Genomic DNA, 19,314 nt, shown 5'->3' on the forward strand with positions numbered 1-19,314 from the left:
CGCCGGCAGACGCGGCGGCTCCGGGCGCACCGGCGGTGCCGGTGGAATGGCCTCCGGTGTGGGCGGGCACCACCAGGGGCGCGCCGGTCACCGGGCAGGGCACGACGACGCAGGCGAGCCCGAAGACGTCGCGGACCAGGTCGGCGGTGAGGATCTCCCGGGGCGGTCCGGCGGCGACCACCGCGCCCGCGCGCATCGCGACCAGGTGGTCGGCGTAGCGGGCGGCCTGGTTCAGGTCGTGCAGCACGGCGACGACGGTGCGGCCGCGTTCGACGCGGAGCCGGTGCAGCAGGTCGAGCACCTCCACCTGGTGGGCGAGGTCGAGGAAGGTGGTCGGCTCGTCCAGCAGCAGGGCGTCGGTGTCCTGGGCGAGCGTCATGGCGATCCACACCCGCTGCCGCTGACCGCCGGAGAGGCTGTCCACCGGCCGGTCGGCCAGGTCGGCGACGTCGGCGAGGGTCATCGCCTCGTCGACCGCCGCGCCGTCCTCCGTCGACCACTGCTGCCACCACCGCTGGTAGGGCTGCCGGCCACGGCCGACCAGGTCGGCCACGGTGACGCCCTCGGGGACGAGAGGGCTCTGCGGCAGGACGCCGAGCCGGCGGGCCACCTCCCGGGTCGGCAGGTCGCGGATCGCGGTGCCGTCCAGCAGCACGGTGCCCCGGCGGGGGGTGAGCAGCCGGGCCATGGTGCGCAGCAGGGTGGACTTGCCGCACGCGTTCGGGCCGACGATCACGGTGAACGCGTCGGTCGGCAGGTCCAGGTCGAGGCCGTCGAGCACGGTCCGCTCGTCGTAGCCGGCGACCAGGTCGCGGGTGGAGAGCATCACACGACTCCTTCCAGGCGTCACGAGGACCGCCGCCGTCCGCGTAGCAGCAGGAAGATCAGGTACGGGCCGCCGATCGCGGCGGTCAGCACGCCCGCCGGCAGTTGGGTGGGCGCGAACAGTCGGCGGCCGGCGAGGTCGGCCAGCACCAGCAGCAGTGCGCCGAGCAGCGCCGCGCAGACGAGTGGTGGCCGTTCGGCCCGGACCAGCCGCCGGGCCACCTGGGGTGCGACCAGCGCCACGAAGTCGACGGCGCCGACCTGGGCGGTGACCATCGCGGCGACGAGGACGCCGGCGCCGGCGAGGCCGATCCGGCGGGCCACCGGGCGCAGTCCGACCCCCCGGGCGGTGTCGTCGTCCAGGGCGGTGCTGTTCAACGCCCAGCCGGCCCAGGCCAGCACGGGCAGCAGCACCAGCAGGGTGCCGGCGATCCAGGCGGCTTCGGTCCAGCCCTTGCCGGCGAGGGTGCCGATCAGCCAGATCTGCGCGCGCAGCCCGTCGATCGGGTCGGCGGTGAGCATGACCACCTCGGTGAGCGCCCGGAAGCCGAACGCGACCGCCACCCCGGCGAGCACGAACCGCTGCGCGGCCAGCCCGTGCCGGGCACCGAGGGCGAACAGCAGCACCGCCGCGAGCAGCCCGCCCACCAGCGCGGTGGGTGCCACCAGGACGGCGGCCATTCCGCTGGTCAACGCCGCGGTCGCGGCGAGGCCGGCACCCTGGGTGATGCCGATGACGTCCGGGCTGGCGAGGGGGTTGCGGGCCACGCTCTGGATCAGGGTGCCGGCCACGCCGAAGGCCGCGCCGGCCACCGCCGCCAGCATGACCCGGGGCAGCCGAAGATCAAAGACCACGAGGTCGTACGGGGTGCCGGCGCCGGAGAGTGCGCGCAGCACGTCGGCCGGGGCGACGTACGGGGTGCCCAGGGAGAGGCTGAGCACGACGGCCAGGAGGAGCAGCACAGTCAGGGCGACGGCGACCAGCACCGCGCGGCGGCGGATCAGCAGGCTGACCGGGCCGATCCGCAGCAGCGACCGCCCAGGCACCCCGGCACGGCCCGCACGGCCCGCACCGGGCAGGCCGACGGCCGACGAGCCGGCGCGGCCAGCCGAGCTGGGCACGCCAGCCGAGCCCGATGGGCGCCGGGTGGTGGTCACGCGGTCACCACCCGGGCGCGGCGGACCAGCACGGCGAGCAGCGGCGCGCCGATCAGGGCGGTGACGATCCCGGCCGGTATCTCGCCGGGCGGGGCGACGAGCCGGCCCACGACGTCGGCGCCGAGCAGCAGCGCCGGGCCGAGCAGGGCGGAGACGGCGAGCGTCCAGCGGTGGTCCGCGCCGACGAGGGCACGCGCCAGGTGCGGCACCGCCAGCCCGACGAAGGCGACCGGTCCGGCTGCCGCCACCGCGGCGCCGGTCAGCAGCACCGCGGCGAGGCCACCGCCGAGGCGGACCAGGCCGATGCGGTGGCCGAGGCCGCGGGCCACGTCGTCGCCGAGGGCCAGCGCGTCCAGGCCCCGGGCCACCAGGGCGGCGAGCAGCAGCCCGGCGAGCACGAACGGGAGCACCTGCGCGGTGACCGACAGGTCCCGCCCGGCGAGCCCGCCGACCACCCAGAACCGGTACTCCTCGAAGGTGCGGGCGTCGATGCTGAGCAGCGCGTACACCCCGGAGGCGAGGCTGGCGTCGAGGGCCGCGCCGACCAGCGCGAGGGTGACCGGGCTGGCGCCCTCGCGGGCCCGGGTGGCGATGGCGAAGACCAGCAGCCCGGCGATCAGTGCCCCGGCGATGCCGAACCAGACGTACCCGGTGAGCGTGCCGATGCCGAACACCGAGATGGCGAGCACCACGCCGAACGACGCGCCGGCGCTGATGCCGAGGATGCGGGGCTCGGCGAGGGGGTTGCGGGTGAGTGCCTGGAACAGCACACCGGCCACGGCGAGCGCGAGCCCGACGGCGAGGCCGAGCGCGGTACGCGGCATGCGCAGCTCGCGGACGATCGTGCTCGCGTCGCCGCCGTCCGGCGCGACGAGGGCGTGCCAGACCGCCCCGACTCCGAGTTGCCGGCTGCCCAGCGCGAAGCTGGCCAGCACGGCGAGCACCAGCACCAGCGCGGCCCCGACGGTGACGGCGGCCCGGCGACCGGTACGGGCACCGGACCGGCTGCGGGCCGGCGTCGGCCGGGCGACGAGGGTGGTCACGAGACTCCTGCACGTTCGAGCTTAGGTTCGCCTAACCTTAGCCGACCTGCGGAAAGTGACCTAACTGGCGTCGGTCGATGCCGCCGCGGGGGCCGGCGGCACGCCCGCCGAGCTGCCGTCCCCGGCCGCCGCGGCACCGCGCGGCAGCACGATCAGGGGCCGCATCATCTCGTTGTCCTCGTGCTCCAGGAGGTGGCAGTGCCAGGAGAATCGGCCCGGCAGGTCGAAGCGGGCCTTGATCCGGGTCACCTCCCACGGGTACGCGAGGACGGTGTCCATCCATCCCCGCTCCCCCGGTCGCGGCTCCGACCGGCCCGACCGCCCACGGCCCAGCAGCTCGAACTGGGCCTGGTGCAGGTGCACGGGGTGGACGTTGCGGGTGAAGTTGCGCACCTCCCACACCTCGGTCACGCCGACGACGGGCTGTTCGGTCGCCGGGTCGCTCCAGCGCATCGGCAGACCCCGGCCGCGCTCGTCGAGGGTGCCGAGCAGCATCACCATCGACCCGCCGGACATCCGCTCGTTGAGCGACAGCCGCCGGACCCGCTCGGCGGCGCCGAGCCGGGGGTGGGGCGGCAGTTGCAGGTGCTCCGGCGGCACGCTCGGGTCCGCGCCGGTGGCCTCGTCGACCACGAACCGCAGCACCTGCCCGGTGCTCCGCGGGTCGGACGGCGGAAAGTCGACCCCGGGCCGGCCGCCACGGTACGCCCACTCGGGCCCCTCGTTGACGAGGAACAGCTCGGTGCCGGCGGGTACGCCGGTGAAGTCGACGATCACGTCGGCCCGCTGGGCGGGGCCGAGGGTGACGCGGTCGTGCGACACCGGCTCGGGCAGGAAACCGCTGTCGCTGCCGATCTGCCAGATCGGCAGCACCGGACGGGCCGGCCGCGCGGTGGCGTGGGCGGCGACGCTGAGCATCAGGAAGCGGCTGTTACAGCCGTTGAGCAACCGGAACCGGTAGCGCCGACGCTGGACCGTCAGGCTGGGCCAGGTACGGCCGTTGACCACCATGGTGGTGCCGGAGAACGCTGACACCCACGCCGACCCGTCGTGGTGACCCCCGGGGTAGACCAACTCGCCGTCGGCGCCGAAACTGCGGTCCTGGATCAGCAGCGGGATGTCGTGGTAGTCGGTGTCCGGCGGATCGTCGTGGCCGGGCGTCGGGCCGGGCAGCACCCCGTCGGGCAGGTCGTCGCCGCCGAGCAGATAGAAGCCGGCCGGCCCGGCGTAGACGTTCTCCCGGGTGAGACCCAGCGTGTGGTCGTGGTACCAGAGGGTGCAGGGCCGCTGGTCGTTGGCGTACTCGAAGGTGGCCGAACCCGGCGCCCAGCGCAGGCCGGACCCCTCGGCGAAGCGGGACCGGAACTCGCCGTACGCGCTGCCGGTCACGGCGAAGTCGGCCGGCAGGTCGCGGGCCACCGGCAGGTACCACGCCTCGGCGTGCCCGTCGCTCTCCTGCGTGCTGTGTCCGCCATGCAGGTGGACCACCTGTGGCACCGGTCCCCGGTAGCCACGCCGGCTGCCGTCCGAGCGGCCGTGCCCGTCCCGGTTCTCTCTGCCACCGGCCGGGTTGGCCCAGTGCAGGGTCGGGTCGATGGGCAGCAGGTGCGGCAGGTAGTCGCCCCGGTCGTCGACGAGTTCGTTGACCCAGGTCACCCTTACCGGGCGGTTCACCCGCGTGACGATGCTGGGTGCCGGGTAGCCGAAGCTGCCGGGGTGGGCGCTGGAGCCGTAACCCCACACCGTCGTACGCGGCCAGGACGGCGGCAGGATCTGCTGGCGGAACTGCCGCACCCCGACGACGTACGTGTCCCGCTCCGGATCGTTCGCCACCCGGGGCATGGCCGGGGGGATCGGCAGCGGCGCGACGTACTTGGGGATGTCGGCGGCGCGCAGCATCGTGGACGCGGCGAGCGCGCGGCCCGCGGCCGTCGAGCCTGCCGGGACCAGAACGGCTGCTCCCCCCGCGGCACCGGCCACGAGCACCTGTCGTCTGCTGACCATGCCGCACCTCCCACTCGCCATCCGACCTCGATTAGAGAATGAGTTTCGCGGACGGGAGCAAGTGGGGTGAAAGGTGGATAACACCCGTAAGAGGGAAACCGAGCGCCATAGGGTGTGGGGCATGCGATTCGACCAGCACACGGTCGTCCTCCTGATCCGAGCGTCGGATCCGCCGGACCTGCCAGCGGAGGCGATCGACCGGCTACGCGACGCCCACCTGGCCCACCAGCGGGGTCTCGTGGAGCAGGGACTGGTCCTCGCGGCCGGACCGCTCCTGGCCGCCGACGACGACCGGATGCAGGGCATCGTCGTCTTCTCCATCGCCCCCGACGAGGTACGCGGGCTCTACGCCGACGACCCGGCCGTTCGCGCCGGCCTGCTCATCGCGCGGGTGGCGAGTTGGCTGGTGCCTGAGAGCAACGTGCGGTTCGAGAGCGTGCCGATCCCCGTGTCGATGGTCGAGGCGGCGGCGGGCGACTGACCCGCTCAGCCGGGCAGGTCCGTGAGCGGCAGTACCCGCAGGTCGTCCGGCTCGCCCACGATGACCCGCAGCGCGGGGAAGTAAGCCGTCAGCACTGGCCGGCACCTGTCGCACGGGCTGACGACCGCCCGGCCCCGGTCGGTGACCGAGACGATGGTCTCCAGCTCGGACACGCCCTGCGTGGCGGCGGTGCCGATAACGACCAACTCCGCGCAGGTGTCCCCGCTGTCGTGCCGGACGTCGACCCCGGAGAACACCCGCCCGTCGGCGGTACGGGCGGCCGACGCGCCGGTGTGGTGGCGACTGCGGCACCGTAGTTTGGCGACCGCCGTGGCGGCCTGCACCAGCGCCCGATCGGTGTCCCGCAGCTCCATCCCGGCCCCCAGCGCTCGACGTCGGCCGCAACTGTAGACCGCCGTCCGCGCGCCGAAGCACCCACGCGCGGTAACCCAGGGGCGGATCAACGGCGGGCTGCCTATCCTTGGGCACGACATGCAGAATCCAGCCGCCTCCGCCGCGACCGATCCGGTACGCGAGCTGCACCGCCGTCTCTCCCCTCTGATGTTCCGCGACCAGCGCCGGCTCCAGCGGCGCCTGGACGGTGCCCGCAAGCTGCGTGACCCGCAGCGCCGGGAGGCGGCGCTCACCGAGATCACCGCCGAACTGACTCGTGCCGAGCAGCGGTTGGCCGCCCGCCGGGCGGCGGTGCCGGTGATCACGTACCCGGCGGGGTTGCCGGTCAGTGAGCGCAAGGACGACATCGCCGCGGCCATCCGTGACCACCAGGTGGTGATCGTGGCCGGCGAGACCGGCTCCGGCAAGACCACCCAGCTTCCCAAGATCTGCCTGGAGCTGGGGCGTGGGGTGCACGGCCTGATCGGGCACACCCAGCCCCGGCGGCTCGCGGCGCGGACGGTGGCCGACCGGATCGCCGACGAGCTGGGCACCGAGCTGGGGGACGTGGTCGGCTACAAGGTGCGCTTCACCGACCAGGTCAGCGACCGCAGCCTGGTGAAGCTGATGACCGACGGCATCCTGCTGGCCGAGTTGCAGACCGACCGGATGCTGCGCCAGTACGACACGTTGATCATCGACGAGGCGCACGAGCGCAGCCTCAACATCGACTTCATCCTCGGGTACCTGCGGGAGCTGCTGCCCCGGCGACCCGACCTCAAGGTGATCATCACGTCGGCGACCATCGAGACCGACCGGTTCGCCCGGCACTTCGCCGGTCCACCCACCGCCGACGAGCCGCAGGGCGTGCCCGCGCCGGTGGTCGAGGTGTCCGGCCGCACCTACCCGGTGGAGGTGCGCTACCGGCCACTGGTCGAGCTGGCCGAGGGCGAGGAGGACGCCGACGCCGACGAGGAGACCGTCCGCGACCAGATCCAGGCGATCGGCGACGCCGTCGAGGAGCTGGCCGCCGAGGGCCCCGGCGACATCCTGGTCTTCCTCAGCGGCGAACGGGAGATCCGCGACACCGCCGACGCCCTGGGCAAGCTGGTGCAGAAGAAGCGCTCGCTGCTCGGCACCGAGATCCTGCCGCTGTACGCCCGGCTCTCCAGCGCCGAGCAGCACCGGGTCTTCGCCGCGCACACCTCGCGCCGGGTGGTGCTCGCCACCAACGTCGCGGAGACGTCGCTGACCGTGCCCGGCATCACGTACGTGGTGGACCCGGGCACCGCCCGCATCTCCCGCTACTCCAGCCGGCTGAAGGTGCAGCGACTGCCGATCGAGCCGATCTCCCAGGCGTCGGCCAACCAGCGCAAGGGCCGCTGCGGCCGTACCTCGGACGGCATCTGTATCCGCCTCTACGACGAGCAGGACTTCCTGTCCCGCCCCGAGTTCACCGACCCGGAGATCCTGCGGACCAACCTGGCGTCGGTCATCCTCCAGATGACCGCGATCGGGCTCGGCGACCTCGCGGCGTTCCCCTTCATCGACCCGCCGGACCGGCGCAACATCACCGACGGCGTCAACCTGCTGCACGAGCTGGGCGCCCTGGACCCGACCGAGGCCGACCCGGCGAAGCGGCTCACCACGCTGGGCCGGCGACTGGCCCAGCTGCCGGTCGACCCTCGACTGGCCCGGATGGTGGTCGAGGGCGAGCGCAACGGGTGCGCCACCGAGGTGCTGGTGATCGCCGCGGCGCTCTCCATCCAGGATCCCCGGGAAAGGCCGGCGGAAAAGCAGGCCCAGGCCGACCAGGCGCACGCCCGGTTCGCCGACAAGGAGTCGGACTTCGTCGCCTTCCTCAACCTGTGGCGCTACCTGCGCGAGCAGCAGCGGGCGCTGTCCTCCAGCGCGTTCCGCCGGATGTGCAAGGCGGAGTACCTGAACTACCTGCGGATCCGCGAATGGCAGGACATCGTCAGTCAGCTGCGGCAGGTCCTGCGTACCCCCGCCGAGAGTGACCGGCGCGGCGGGCGGCCGGCGCGCGACACCGCCGGTGACGCGGACGCCGGCCGGGGTGCGGGCCGGCACGGCGGCGCGGACCTGCCGGAGGAGATCGACACCCCGAAGGTGCACCAGTCGCTGCTGCCCGGCCTGCTCTCGCACATCGGCCTGAAGGACGCCCAGAAGCACGAGTACCTGGGCGCTCGCGGTGCGAAGTTCGCGCTGTTCCCCGGCTCGGCGCTGTTCAAGAAGCCGCCGCGCTGGGTGATGGCCGCCGAGCTGGTGGAGACCTCCCGGCTGTGGGGTCGCATCGCCGGCCGGGTCGAGCCGGAGTGGGTCGAGCCGCTGGCGCAGCACCTGGTGAAGCGCAGCTACAGCGAGCCGCACTGGGAGAAGAAGCAGGCCGCGGTGATGGCCTACGAGAAGGTCACCCTGTACGGCGTCCCGCTGGTCACCTCTCGCAAGGTCAACTTTGGGCGGATCGATCCGACGCTGAGCCGGGAGCTGTTCATCCGGCACGCGCTCGTCGAGGGCGACTGGCAGACCCACCACCAGTTCTGGGCCGACAACAAGCGGCTGCTCGCCGAGATCGAGGAGCTGGAGAGCCGGGCCCGACGCCGGGACATCCTCGTCGACGACGAGACCATCTTCGGCTTCTACGACCAGCGGATCCCCGCCGACGTGGTCTCCGGTCGGCACTTCGACACGTGGTGGAAGAAGACCCGCCGGGAGCAGCCCGACCTGCTCACCTTCACCCGCGACCTGCTGGTCAACGACGGTCGGGCCGGGGTGGACGAGGACGACTACCCCGACGAGTGGCAGGCCGACGGGGTGAGCCTGCCGCTGACCTACCGGTTCGAGCCGGGGACGCCGACCGACGGCGTCACCGTGGACATCCCGCTGCCGCTGCTCAACCAGGTGCCGGCGGAGAGCTTCGACTGGCAGGTGCCGGGGCTGCGCGAGGAGACGGTGATCGCGCTGATCCGGTCGCTGCCCAAGCCGATCCGCCGCAACTTCGTGCCGGTGCCGGACTTCGCCCGGGCCGCCCTGGCGGCGATCACCCCCGGCGAGGAGCCGCTGCTGGACGCGCTCACCCGGCAGCTGCGCCGGATGACCGGGGTCACCGTGCCCCGCGACGCCTGGGAGCCGGCCAAGCTGCCCGCGCACCTGCGGGTCACCTTCCGGGTCCTCGGCGACGACGAGAAGCCGGTCGCCGAGGGCAAGGACCTGCCGGCCCTGCAACGTCAGCTCCGCCAGGAGGTACGCCAGGTGGTGGCGGCCGCCGCGCCGGAGGTCGCCCGTACCGGGCTGCGCGAGTGGAGCATCGGCACGCTGCCGCGCACGATCGAGCAGGTCCGCGCCGGCTACGCGGTGACCGCGTACCCGGCCCTGGTCGACGAGGGCGCCTCGGTCGGGGTGAAGGTGTTCGACTCCCCTGCCGAGGCGGACGCCGCGCACTGGGCGGGCACCCGCCGGCTGCTGCGGCTCACCGTGCCGTCCCCGGCGCGGTTCCTGCAGGGCCGGCTCAGCAACGAGGCGAAGCTGGCGTTGAGCCGCAACCCGCACGGCGGCGTGCAGGAGCTGATCGAGGACGCGGCGGGCGCGGCCATCGACCGGCTGATCGACGCCGCCGGCGGGCCGGCGTGGGACGCCGAGGGGTTCGCGGCGCTGCGCGAGAAGGTCCGCGCCGACCTGGTCGACACCGTGGTCGAGGTGATGGACCGGGTGCGCCGGGTCCTCGCCGCCGCGTACGCCGTCGAGCAACGGCTCGGCGCCACCCGCAACCTCGCCGTGGTGGCGGCGCTGGCCGACATCCGCAACCAGCTCGCCGGGCTGGTGCACGCCGGTTTCATCACCGAGACCGGGTACGCGCGGCTGCCCGACCTGCTGCGCTACCTCACCGCCATCGAGCGCCGGCTGGACCGGCTGGGCGGCAACCCGCAGCGGGACCGCCAGCAGCAGGACCGGGTCGCGGTGGTGCAGAAGGAGTACGCGGACCTGCTCGCCGCGCTGCCGCCGGCCCGCCGTCAGGAGACCGCCGTCCGGCAGATCCGCTGGATGATCGAGGAGTTGCGGGTGAACGTGTTCGCCCAGGCGCTGGGCACCCCGTACCCCGTCTCCGAGCAGCGGATCTACCGCGCGATGGACGACGCCGAAGGCCGCTGATCCGGCCCTGCCGGGTCAGCGGCCGCAGCGGTCAGCGTGCCTGGACGGACAGCGTTCGGGCGGCCGGCACGTTGCGGACTGAGTTGACCAACGTCGCGCCGCGGGGCTCCGCCGTGGTCGGCGCCCACCAGGCGCGGTTCTCCCGGTACCAGTGGAAGACCTCGGCCAGCCCGTCCTCGAACTTGATCTGCGGCTCGAAGCCCAGCTCATCGGTGATTTTGCGAAAGTCCAGCGAGTAACGCTGATCCTGCACCTTGCGGTCCGGCACGTGCCGGACCCGGTCCCAGCCGGCGCCGGCCAGCCGCAGGATCCGCTCGGTGAGGGCGGTGTTGGTCAGCTCGATGTCGCCGCCGATGTTGTAGACCTCGCCGGCGCGGCCCTTGGCCAGCACCAGCGCGATGGCACGGCAGTGGTCGTCCACGTGCAGCCACTCGCGCACGGCGGTGCCGTCGCCGTGCAGGGTGATGTCCTGCCCGGTGAGCAGGCTGGTGACGAAACGCGGGATGACCTTCTCCACGTGCTGGTACGGCCCGTAGTTGTTGGCGCAGCGGGTGATGGAGACGTCCACGTCGTACGTGCGCCAGTAGGAGCGGACCACGTGGTCGCTGGCCGCCTTGGAGGCCGCGTACGGGGAGTTGGGTTCCAGCACGCAGGTCTCGTTCCAGGAGCCCTCGCTGATCGAGCCGTACACCTCGTCGGTGGAGACGTGCACGACCCGGCCGACACCGCTGCGCGCGCACGCGGCCATCAGGTGGTGCGAGCCCATCACGTTGGTCTCGAAGAACGGCGCCGGGTCGTCGATGGACCGGTCCACGTGCGACTCGGCGGCGAAGTGCACGACCGCGTCGTGCCCCGGCACCAGGTCGGCGAGCAACTGCCGGTCGCAGATGTCCCCCCGGACGAACGTCAGACGGGGGTGCGTGGCCGGCAGGTTGGCCCGATCGCTGGCGTAGGTCAGCTTGTCGATCACCGTGACGTCGCAGTGCTCGAACCCGACGTAGCGTCCGCCAAGCAGGCTGCGCGCGAAATGCGACCCGATGAAGCCAGCGCCGCCGGTAACCAGGATCCTCATGTGTGGCCTCCCTGCCGGCGAGAAGACGCCCACCGGTGAGCTGTGCTGAGATGAATGGGGCTTTTGCCCCGTGCAAGAACCCACCTTAGGTGACCACCATCGACACTGTCGGTAATATTGCGCCCTTAAGGATGAATTAACCCACCGGGTCGAATACCGGACCCGTTCAGCGAGGATCGACACCCGGAGGAAGGTCGTTGTGCTCGATCGCGGCCTGTACGTAGTCGAGCAGGATCCGCCGTAGCTCCCGACCGGCATGGGTCGGTACGACGTCGCGCCGACGGGCCACCGCGATGGTCCGCCGCACTCCGGGCGGAGCGAGCGGGGTGATCCGGACCCCGGGCCGCCGGGCCAGCACGATGCCGGGCACCAGCGCGATGCCCAGCCCGGCCTCGACGAAGCTGAGCACGGCGTCCATCTCGCCGCCGTCCACCGCGAAGGTCGGCTCGAAGCCCGCCTCACGGCACGCCTGGATGGTGGCGTCGCGCAGGTCGTAGCCCTCCCGGAACATCACCATCGGCTGGTCGCGCAGGTCGGTGATGCGCAACTCCCCGGTCGCCGAGGCGGTCGGCACCTCCCCGACCGAGGCCACCACCAGGCTCTCGCGCAGGATCGGATCGACCCGCAGCCCTGGGTCGGCACCCTGTGCGGGCATGATGATCAGGGCCAGGTCGAGATCGCCGCGGAGCAGATCGCGGACCAGGTCCTGGGAGCCGCCCTCCTCGACCCGGAGGTCGACGGTCGGGTGGGCGTCGCGGAAGCGGCGCAGCACCGGCGGGGCGAGCGACGTCGCCAGGCTGGGGGTCGCGCCGAGCCGGACGCGTCCCCGGCGCAGCCCGACCAACTCCTGCACCTCCCGGGTCGCGGTCTCCACGTCGGCGAGGATCCGGGTGGCCAGCGGCAGCAGCACCTCGCCGGCCGCGGTGAGGGCGATGTTGCCCCGTACCCGCTCGAAGAGCGGGGCGCCGAGGTCGGTCTCCAAAGCGTGAATTTGCTTACTGAGCGAGGGCTGCGTGATGCCCACGATGTCGGCGGCTTGGGTGAAATGTCGTACTTCGGCCACCGCGACGAAGTAGCGGAGCTGATGGAGTTGCATCTACATAGCTTATGGCTATCAACACTGCGAGTTTGATGCATTGGACGACTGATCGAAGTGCTCCTAGCGTCGGTCCCGTGGTAATCACGAAAACTCGGTCGCCCATCCGCTCGAACGTCGGCCTCAAGGCCGTCATGGCGGTGACGGGCATCCTGCTGGTGCTGTTCCTGATCGCCCACATGCTCGGGAACCTGAAGGTGTTCACGGGGGAAACCTCGTTCGACCACTACGCGCACTGGCTGCGCGAGATCGGCAAGCCGCTGCTGCCCGGCGTCTGGTTCCTGTGGATCCTGCGCACCGTGCTGGTGGTGGCCGTCGTCGCCCACATCTGGGCCGCTACCGTGCTGGCCCTGCGCGCCCGCGCCGCCCGCCCGGTCAAGTACGCCCACCGCAAGAAGGTCCGGGGCAGCTACGCGGCCCGCACCATGCGCTGGGGTGGCGTGATCATCCTGCTGTTCGTGATCTACCACCTCCTGGACCTGACCACCGGCACGCTCAACCCGGTCGGCGACGCCAGCAACCCGTACGGCAACGTCGTCGCCGACTTCGCGCCGGAGCGCTGGTACGTCACGCTCTTCTACACCCTGGCGATCGTCGCGGTGGGTTTCCACCTGCGCCACGGCGCGTTCAGCGCGTTCCGCAGCCTCGGCCAGCAGACGCCACGGGGTGAGCGCCGGGCACGCAACGCCGCGCTGATCCTCGCCGTCGCGCTGTGCGCCGGATACCTGGTGGTCCCGTTCGCCGTTCTCACCGGATTGGTGTCCTGACATGGAACTCTTCACCGAGGGCGACCCGATCGCCGACACCAAGGCTCCCGCCGGCCCGGTCGAGAAGCGCTGGGAGACCCGGCGCTTCGAGGCCAAGCTGGTCAACCCGGCCAACCGCCGCAAGATGACGGTGATCGTGGTGGGCACCGGCCTGGCCGGCGGCTCGGCCGCCGCGACCCTGGCCGAGCAGGGCTACCACGTCAAGTCCTACTGCTACCAGGACAGCCCGCGCCGGGCCCACTCGATCGCGGCGCAGGGCGGCATCAACGCCGCGAAGAACTACCGCAACGACGGCGACTCGGTGCACCGGCTGTTCTACGACACCGTCAAGGGCGGCGACTTCCGCTCCCGGGAGTCGAACGTGCACCGGCTCGCCGAGGTGTCGGTCAACATCATCGACCAGTGCGTCGCCCAGGGCGTCCCGTTCGCCCGCGAGTACGGCGGCCTGCTGGACACCCGCTCCTTCGGTGGCGCCCAGGTGCAGCGCACCTTCTACGCCCGGGGCCAGACGGGCCAGCAGCTGCTGCTCGGCGCGTACCAGGCCCTGGAGCGGCAGATCGGCCTCGGCACCGTGGAGATGAACGCCCGGCACGAGATGCTGGAACTGGTCATCGTCGACGGCAAGGCCCGCGGCATCGTCGTCCGGGACCTGGTCACCGGCGAGATCAGCACCGAGATGGCCGACGCCGTCGTGCTCGCCTCCGGCGGCTACGGCAACGTCTTCTACCTCTCCACCAACGCCAAGGGCTGCAACGTCACCGCCACCTGGCGGGCACACCGCAAGGGCGCGTACTTCGCCAACCCGTGCTACACGCAGATCCACCCGACCTGCATCCCGGTCTCCGGCGACCACCAGTCGAAGCTGACCCTGATGAGCGAGTCGCTGCGCAACGACGGCCGGGTCTGGGTGCCGAAAACCAAGGGCGACGACCGCAACCCGCGCGACATTCCGGAGGACGAGCGGGACTACTACCTGGAGCGGATCTACCCCTCCTTCGGCAACCTGGTCCCCCGCGACATCGCCTCCCGCGCCGCGAAGAACGTCTGCGACGAGGGCCGGGGCGTCGGACCGACCAAGCTCGGCGTCTACCTCGACTTCGCCGACGCCATCGACCGCCTGGGCCGCAAGGCCATCGAGGCCAAGTACGGCAACCTCTTCGAGATGTACGAGCGGATCACCGGCGAGGACCCGTACGAGGTGCCGATGCGGATCTACCCCGCCGTGCACTACACGATGGGCGGCCTCTGGGTCGACTACGACCTCCAGTCCAGCATCCCCGGCCTGTTCGTGATCGGCGAGGCGAACTTCTCCGACCACGGCGCCAACCGCCTCGGCGCCTCGGCGCTGATGCAGGGCCTGGCCGACGGGTACTTCGTGCTGCCCACCACCATCGCCAACTACCTGGCCTCCGGCCCGCTGGACAAGGTCGACGCCAGCCACCCGGCGGCCGTCGAGGCGCGTACCGACGTCGAGGACCGCATCCAGCGGCTGCTCGCGGTCAACGGCGACCGGACCGTGGACTCGTTCCACCGGGAGCTGGGCCAGATCATGTGGGAGCACTGCGGCATGGAGCGCAGCGAGGCCGGGCTGCGCAAGGCGATCGACGAGATCCGTGCCCTGCGCGACCAGTTCTGGCAGCGGGTCAAGGTGTCCGGCACCGGCGAGGAGCTGAACCAGTCGCTGGAGAAGGCCGGCCGGGTGGCCGACTTCTTCGAGCTGGCCGAGCTGATGTGCATCGACGCCCTGCACCGCGAGGAGTCCTGCGGCGGCCACTTCCGGGCCGAACACCAGACCCCCGACGGTGAGGCGCAGCGCGACGACGACCGGTTCGCGTACGTCGCGGCCTGGGAGTTCACCGCCACCGGTGAGCCCGCGGTGCTGCACAAGGAAGACCTGAAGTTCGAATACGTCCACCCCACGCAGCGGAGCTACAAGTGAACCTGACCCTGCGCATCTGGCGCCAGAAGGGCCCTGAGGACAAGGGTCGGATGGTGACCTACCCGGTCGACGACGTGTCCCCGGACATGTCGTTTCTGGAGATGCTCGACGTGCTCAACGAGCGGCTGATCCTCGCCGGCGAGGACCCGGTGGCGTTCGACCACGACTGCCGCGAGGGCATCTGCGGCATGTGCGGTCTGATGATCAACGGGGACGCGCACGGGCCGCAGCGCGGCACCACGGCGTGCCAGCTGCACATGCGGCAGTTCTCCGACGGCGAGACCATCGACATCGAGCCGTGGCGGGCCAGCGCCTTCCCGGTCGTCAAGGACCTGGTGGTCAACCGGAACGCCTTCGACAAGATCATCGCTGCTGGTGGCTACATCACCGCCCCCACCGGCAGCGCGCCCGAGGCGCACTCCACCCCGGTCGCCAAGGCCAACGCGGACGCCGCCTTCGAATCGGCCGCCTGCATCGGCTGCGGCGCCTGCGTGGCAGCCTGCCCGAACGGCTCCGGCATGCTCTTCACCGCCGCCAAGCTCACCCAGCTCTCGCTGCTGCCGCAGGGCCAGCCGGAGCGCTACACCCGGGTGATCGGCATGGTCGACGCGCACGACGAGGCCGGCTTCGGCGGCTGCACCAACGCCGGCGAGTGCACGGTGGCCTGCCCGAAGGGCATCCCGCTGAACACCATCGGACGGCTCAACCGCGACTACCTCAAGGCGACGGCCGTCCGCGGCGACACGCCCGGCTCCTGAGTTCCTCCGCCGTGACCGCCGCACCCCTGTTGGGGTTGCGGCGGTCTGGCGTTTGGTCGCGGTGGCCATGTAGGTGGTTGCGGTTGGAGGGCTGGGGCGACCACCGGCCCGACCGCGACCACCGGCGAAGACTCCGGCCAGCCCACCGACCCGAGCGACACACCCGTGCGGTGTGGCCGGTTCAACTCCCTTCCCCCGGGTAGCAGTCAGGCAGCGACCGAGGGAGGCATACCAGACATGAAGGCGTTGACCTGGCAGGGCAAGCGGGACGTACGGGTCGAGGAGGTGCCGGATCCCCGCATCGAGGAACCGACCGACGCGATCGTGAAGATCACGTCGACGGCGATCTGTGGCTCGGACCTGCACCTGTACGAGGTGCTGGGACCGTATCTGAAGCCGGGCGACGTTCTCGGCCACGAGCCGATGGGCATCGTCGAGGAGGTCGGGCCGGGGGTGACCCGGCTCAAGCCGGGGGACCGGGTGGTGGTGCCGTTCAACATCTCCTGCGGCAGCTGCTGGATGTGTGAGCGTCAGCGGTACGCCCAGTGCGAGACCACCCAGGTCGCCGGCGAGGGCAAGGGTGCGGCGCTGTTCGGCTACACCTCGTTGTACGGTTCGGTGCCGGGCGGGCAGGCCGAGTACCTGCGCGTCCCACAGGCTCACTTCGGACCGATCACCATTCCGCAGACCGGTGCCGACGAGCGCTACCTCTACCTGTCCGACATCCTGCCGACGGCGTGGCAGGCGGTGAAGTACGCGGACACCCCGCCCGGCGGCACCCTGGCCGTGTTCGGGTTGGGTCCGGTCGGCCAGTTCTGCGCCCGTATCGGCCGCCACCTCGGCGCGGGTCGGGTGATCGGGTTGGACCTGGTGCCGGAGCGGCTGGAGCTGGCGCGTCGGCACGGCATCGAGGTGCTCGATGTCCGCGAGCTGACCGATCTGCCGGGCGCGTTGATCGACCTGGTCGACGGGCGCGGCCCGGACGCGGTGATCGATGCCGTCGGTATGGAGGCGCACGGTTCGCCCGGTGGCAAGCTGGCCCACGCGGCCGTCGGGCTGCTGCCGGACAAGCTTGCCGCGGTGATGACCGACAAGGCCGGCATGGACCGGCTGTCCGTTCTGCACGCCGCCGTCAAGGCGGTTCGCCGCGGCGGCACCGTGTCGATCTCCGGCGTCTACGGCGGTGAGGTGGATCCGATGCCGCTGATGGAGATGTTCGACCGGGGCATCCAGCTGCGGATGGGGCAGTGCCACGTGCGCCGGTGGACCGACGAGATCCTGCCGCTGCTCTCCGGCGACGACGATCCGCTGGGCGTCGAGGATCTGCGCACCCACCGGGTGCCGCTGGCGCGGGCGCCGGAGGCGTACGAGATGTTCCAGAAGAAGGAGGACGGCTGCATCAAGGTCGTGCTCGCGCCGTGAGTCGGGTCGTGGTGATCGCGGGCGCGACCAGCGGGATCGGTCGGGCGACGGCCCGGGCGTTCGCCGAGCGCGGCGACCGCCTGGTCCTCGCCGCCCGCGCACCACGGACCCTCGCGGAGGTACGCGCGGAGTGCGCCGACGCCGACGTTCTGACCGTGCCCACCGACGTCACCGAGCCGGGCGCGCTGGAGGCGCTCGCCGAGGCGGCGATCGCACGGTTCGGCCGCATCGACGTCTGGGTGCACACGGCGGCGGTGATGGCCTACGGCCGCTTCGACGAGCTGCCGGAACGGGTCTTCGACCAGGTGGTACGGACCGATCTGCTGGCCGCCGCCGGCGCGGTGCGGGTGGCGCTGCGGCACTTCCGGGCCACCGGCGCCGGCACGCTGATCCTCACCGGCTCGGTGTTGGGGCACGTCACCGCGCCGTACATGAGCGCGTACGTGGTCAGCAAGTGGGGCCTGCAGGGGCTGGCCCGGACGGTGCAACAGGAGCTGCGCGACAGTCCACGGATCCGGCTCTGCCTGGTCAATCCGGGCAGCGTGGACACGCCGGTCTATCAGCAGGCGGCGAACTATCTGGGCCGGGTCGGCCGGCCCCCGCCGCCGGTCGCGGGTGCGCAGCGGGTGGCGCGGGCCATCGTCGACTGCGCAGACCGGCCCCGCCGCGAGGTGTCGGTGGGCCGGCTGAACGTGGTGCTGCGGGCCGGCTTCACAGTGCTGCCGGGCATCTACGACGTCCTCGTCGGGCCACTGATGCGGTTGGCGGGCCTGAGTGGACGGTCGGTGGCCGCACACGACGGCAGCGTCTTCGCGCCGAACCCGGCCGGCGAGTCGGTGGGCGGTGGTCACCTGCCCGACCTGCGGCAACTCGTGTCCGGACCGGTCGGTGCGGTCGGGGCCGCACTGCGCCGACGGCTCGGCTGACCTGTTCGGGCTTGTTCGGGACTGTTCGGGACTGTTCGGGAGGGCGTCATGCGTCGATCAACCCGCCTAGGGTGGTGGGCCGGCAAGCGCTCCGGCGCCCCCCGACGGGAGAGACGATTGACCATCCGACTGAACCGCAGGACGGCACTCGGACTGGGCACAGTGGCCGCCACCGGTACGGTGCTCGGCGCCGCCACGCCGGCCAGCGCCGCCGAGCGCCCCGGCGCCCGCCCGATTTCCGGCGCCTTCCCCAGCACTCCGGCGACACCCAGCGACCAGGTTGCGGCCGCCTACACCCGGTACCGCACCGCGGCCGGCGGCAACTGGCAGGCGTACGTCAGCGTCGCCGACCCGGCCGGAGCGCCGGTCGTCGCGGTGGCGGCCGACGCGGACCGACGGATCGAGGCGTACAGCGTCAACAAGATCGCCGTCGCCACGGCGGTGCTCGACAAAATCGACCGGGGGCTGCTCACCCTGGACCAGCGGGTGGAGGTGACCGCCGCGATCGTCGTGCCGGGCGGCGACGGCATCTTCAGCCTGGACGGCGCGTACCCCAGCATGGTGACCATCGGGCACGTGCTGGCCAACCTGCTGACCGTCTCGGACAACACGGCGGTGCGGCTGTGCGGCCTGGTCGCCCCGGCCGCCGAGATCAACTCCATTCTGGTCGCCAAGGGCTTCCCGAACACCCAGGTCGAACCGGTCGCCAACCCGAACCGGTTCTTCCTCGGCACCAGCACCCCGCGCGAGACGCACGACCTGCTGCGCGCCCTGGTCGCCGGGACCCTGCTGTCGCCTGCCTCGACGACGTTCCTGCTCGGGCTGCTGCGCTCGCCGGTGGCGTTCACCGACGGCATCCGGCGCACGATGTCCTCCGACGAGCGGGCCCGGATCGCCACCAAGGCCGGCTGGTTCGCCGACGCCCGGCACGAGGCCGGCGTGATCTTCGACCGGTCCGGCGCGGCGGTGCTCACCTACGCGCTCTTCGCCGACGGGCAGGCTGACCCGGACAACTTCGGCGCCACCCACCCGGCGGTGCAGGCCCGCGCGGGCATGGGCCGCACGTTCCTGGCCGCGGTGGACCGGCTCGTGGGCACCGGCAAGACGGTCCGGATCACCGCCCCACGCCCCAGTAACGGCGGCTAGACGCCGCCGCCGGGTCGGTCGCCACTGCCGGCGACCGACCCGGCGTGGCGACCGCCGGGGCACGGGCTCGTCCGGGTGACTACCGTGTAGGGGCGGACACGTCGGAGGGACGGC

Annotated in this window: 14 protein-coding genes and 1 pseudogene; 8 read left to right on the top strand and 7 right to left on the bottom strand. The window is 72.0% G+C overall.

What is annotated here, in order from left to right; all coding sequences use genetic code 11:
- Window positions 1–61 precede the first annotated feature (61 nt).
- The 4 genes and pseudogenes from O7620_RS13365 to O7620_RS13380 all read right to left on the bottom strand — a co-directional run.
- Window positions 62–826: pseudogene (locus O7620_RS13365) on the bottom strand (ABC transporter ATP-binding protein); the annotation flags it as partial.
- Between the two features lie 20 nt (window positions 827–846).
- A complete protein-coding gene (locus O7620_RS13370; protein ID WP_278123258.1) occupies window positions 847–1,947 on the bottom strand; it encodes an iron ABC transporter permease in 1,101 nt (366 codons plus the stop codon).
- Between the two features lie 32 nt (window positions 1,948–1,979).
- Window positions 1,980–3,026 (bottom strand): iron ABC transporter permease, encoded by a 1,047-nt coding sequence (locus O7620_RS13375; RefSeq protein WP_278123259.1) that lies wholly within the window; start codon window positions 3,024–3,026, stop codon window positions 1,980–1,982.
- 60 nt (window positions 3,027–3,086) lie between these two features.
- Entirely contained in the window at window positions 3,087–5,030 is a 1,944-nt protein-coding gene (locus O7620_RS13380; protein WP_278123260.1) for a multicopper oxidase domain-containing protein, read from the bottom strand.
- 121 nt (window positions 5,031–5,151) lie between these two features.
- Here O7620_RS13380 and O7620_RS13385 point away from each other — a divergent pair, with 121 nt between their 5' ends.
- Window positions 5,152–5,511: a YciI family protein gene (locus O7620_RS13385; RefSeq protein WP_278123261.1), complete on the top strand. Its 360-nt coding sequence runs from the start codon at window positions 5,152–5,154 to the stop codon at window positions 5,509–5,511.
- A gap of 5 nt (window positions 5,512–5,516) precedes the next feature.
- On the opposite strand, the gene O7620_RS13390 is transcribed toward O7620_RS13385, so the two are convergent.
- Entirely contained in the window at window positions 5,517–5,885 is a 369-nt protein-coding gene (locus tag O7620_RS13390) for a cytidine deaminase (protein ID WP_278123262.1), read from the bottom strand.
- Between the two features lie 118 nt (window positions 5,886–6,003).
- Between O7620_RS13390 and hrpA the strand changes: the two genes are divergently transcribed.
- On the top strand, window positions 6,004–10,074 hold the full coding sequence (gene hrpA / locus O7620_RS13395) for an ATP-dependent RNA helicase HrpA (protein ID WP_278123263.1): 4,071 nt from the start codon (window positions 6,004–6,006) through the stop codon (window positions 10,072–10,074).
- A 31-nt stretch (window positions 10,075–10,105) separates the two neighbouring features.
- On the opposite strand, the gene rfbB is transcribed toward hrpA, so the two are convergent.
- Window positions 10,106–11,146: a dTDP-glucose 4,6-dehydratase gene (rfbB, locus tag O7620_RS13400; protein ID WP_278123264.1), complete on the bottom strand. Its 1,041-nt coding sequence runs from the start codon at window positions 11,144–11,146 to the stop codon at window positions 10,106–10,108.
- Window positions 11,147–11,312: 166 nt separating this feature from the next.
- Window positions 11,313–12,242 (bottom strand): LysR family transcriptional regulator, encoded by a 930-nt coding sequence (locus O7620_RS13405; protein WP_278123265.1) that lies wholly within the window; start codon window positions 12,240–12,242, stop codon window positions 11,313–11,315.
- Between the two features lie 35 nt (window positions 12,243–12,277).
- Here O7620_RS13405 and O7620_RS13410 point away from each other — a divergent pair, with 35 nt between their 5' ends.
- The 6 genes from O7620_RS13410 (at window position 12,278) to O7620_RS13435 (ending at window position 19,200) form a co-directional block, all read left to right on the top strand.
- Window positions 12,278–13,009 (top strand): succinate dehydrogenase cytochrome b subunit, encoded by a 732-nt coding sequence (locus tag O7620_RS13410; RefSeq protein ID WP_192580297.1) that lies wholly within the window; start codon window positions 12,278–12,280, stop codon window positions 13,007–13,009.
- Between the two features lies 1 nt (window position 13,010).
- On the top strand, window positions 13,011–14,948 hold the full coding sequence (locus O7620_RS13415) for a fumarate reductase/succinate dehydrogenase flavoprotein subunit (RefSeq protein WP_151490434.1): 1,938 nt from the start codon (window positions 13,011–13,013) through the stop codon (window positions 14,946–14,948).
- Window positions 14,945–15,706 (top strand): succinate dehydrogenase/fumarate reductase iron-sulfur subunit, encoded by a 762-nt coding sequence (locus O7620_RS13420; protein ID WP_151490433.1) that lies wholly within the window; start codon window positions 14,945–14,947, stop codon window positions 15,704–15,706. Before O7620_RS13415 ends, O7620_RS13420 begins: the two co-directional genes overlap by 4 nt.
- Window positions 15,707–15,943: 237 nt before the next feature.
- A complete protein-coding gene (locus O7620_RS13425; RefSeq protein ID WP_278123266.1) occupies window positions 15,944–17,128 on the top strand; it encodes a zinc-dependent alcohol dehydrogenase in 1,185 nt (394 codons plus the stop codon).
- Window positions 17,125–18,054, top strand: coding sequence for an SDR family NAD(P)-dependent oxidoreductase (locus tag O7620_RS13430; protein ID WP_278123267.1), 930 nt, complete (start codon window positions 17,125–17,127; stop codon window positions 18,052–18,054). Before O7620_RS13425 ends, O7620_RS13430 begins: the two co-directional genes overlap by 4 nt.
- A 117-nt stretch (window positions 18,055–18,171) precedes the next feature.
- Window positions 18,172–19,200, top strand: coding sequence for a serine hydrolase (locus tag O7620_RS13435; RefSeq protein WP_278123268.1), 1,029 nt, complete (start codon window positions 18,172–18,174; stop codon window positions 19,198–19,200).
- Window positions 19,201–19,314 lie beyond the last annotated feature (114 nt).

It is taken from the genome of Micromonospora sp. WMMD710, assembly GCF_029626045.1.
Taxonomy (GTDB): domain Bacteria; phylum Actinomycetota; class Actinomycetes; order Mycobacteriales; family Micromonosporaceae; genus Micromonospora.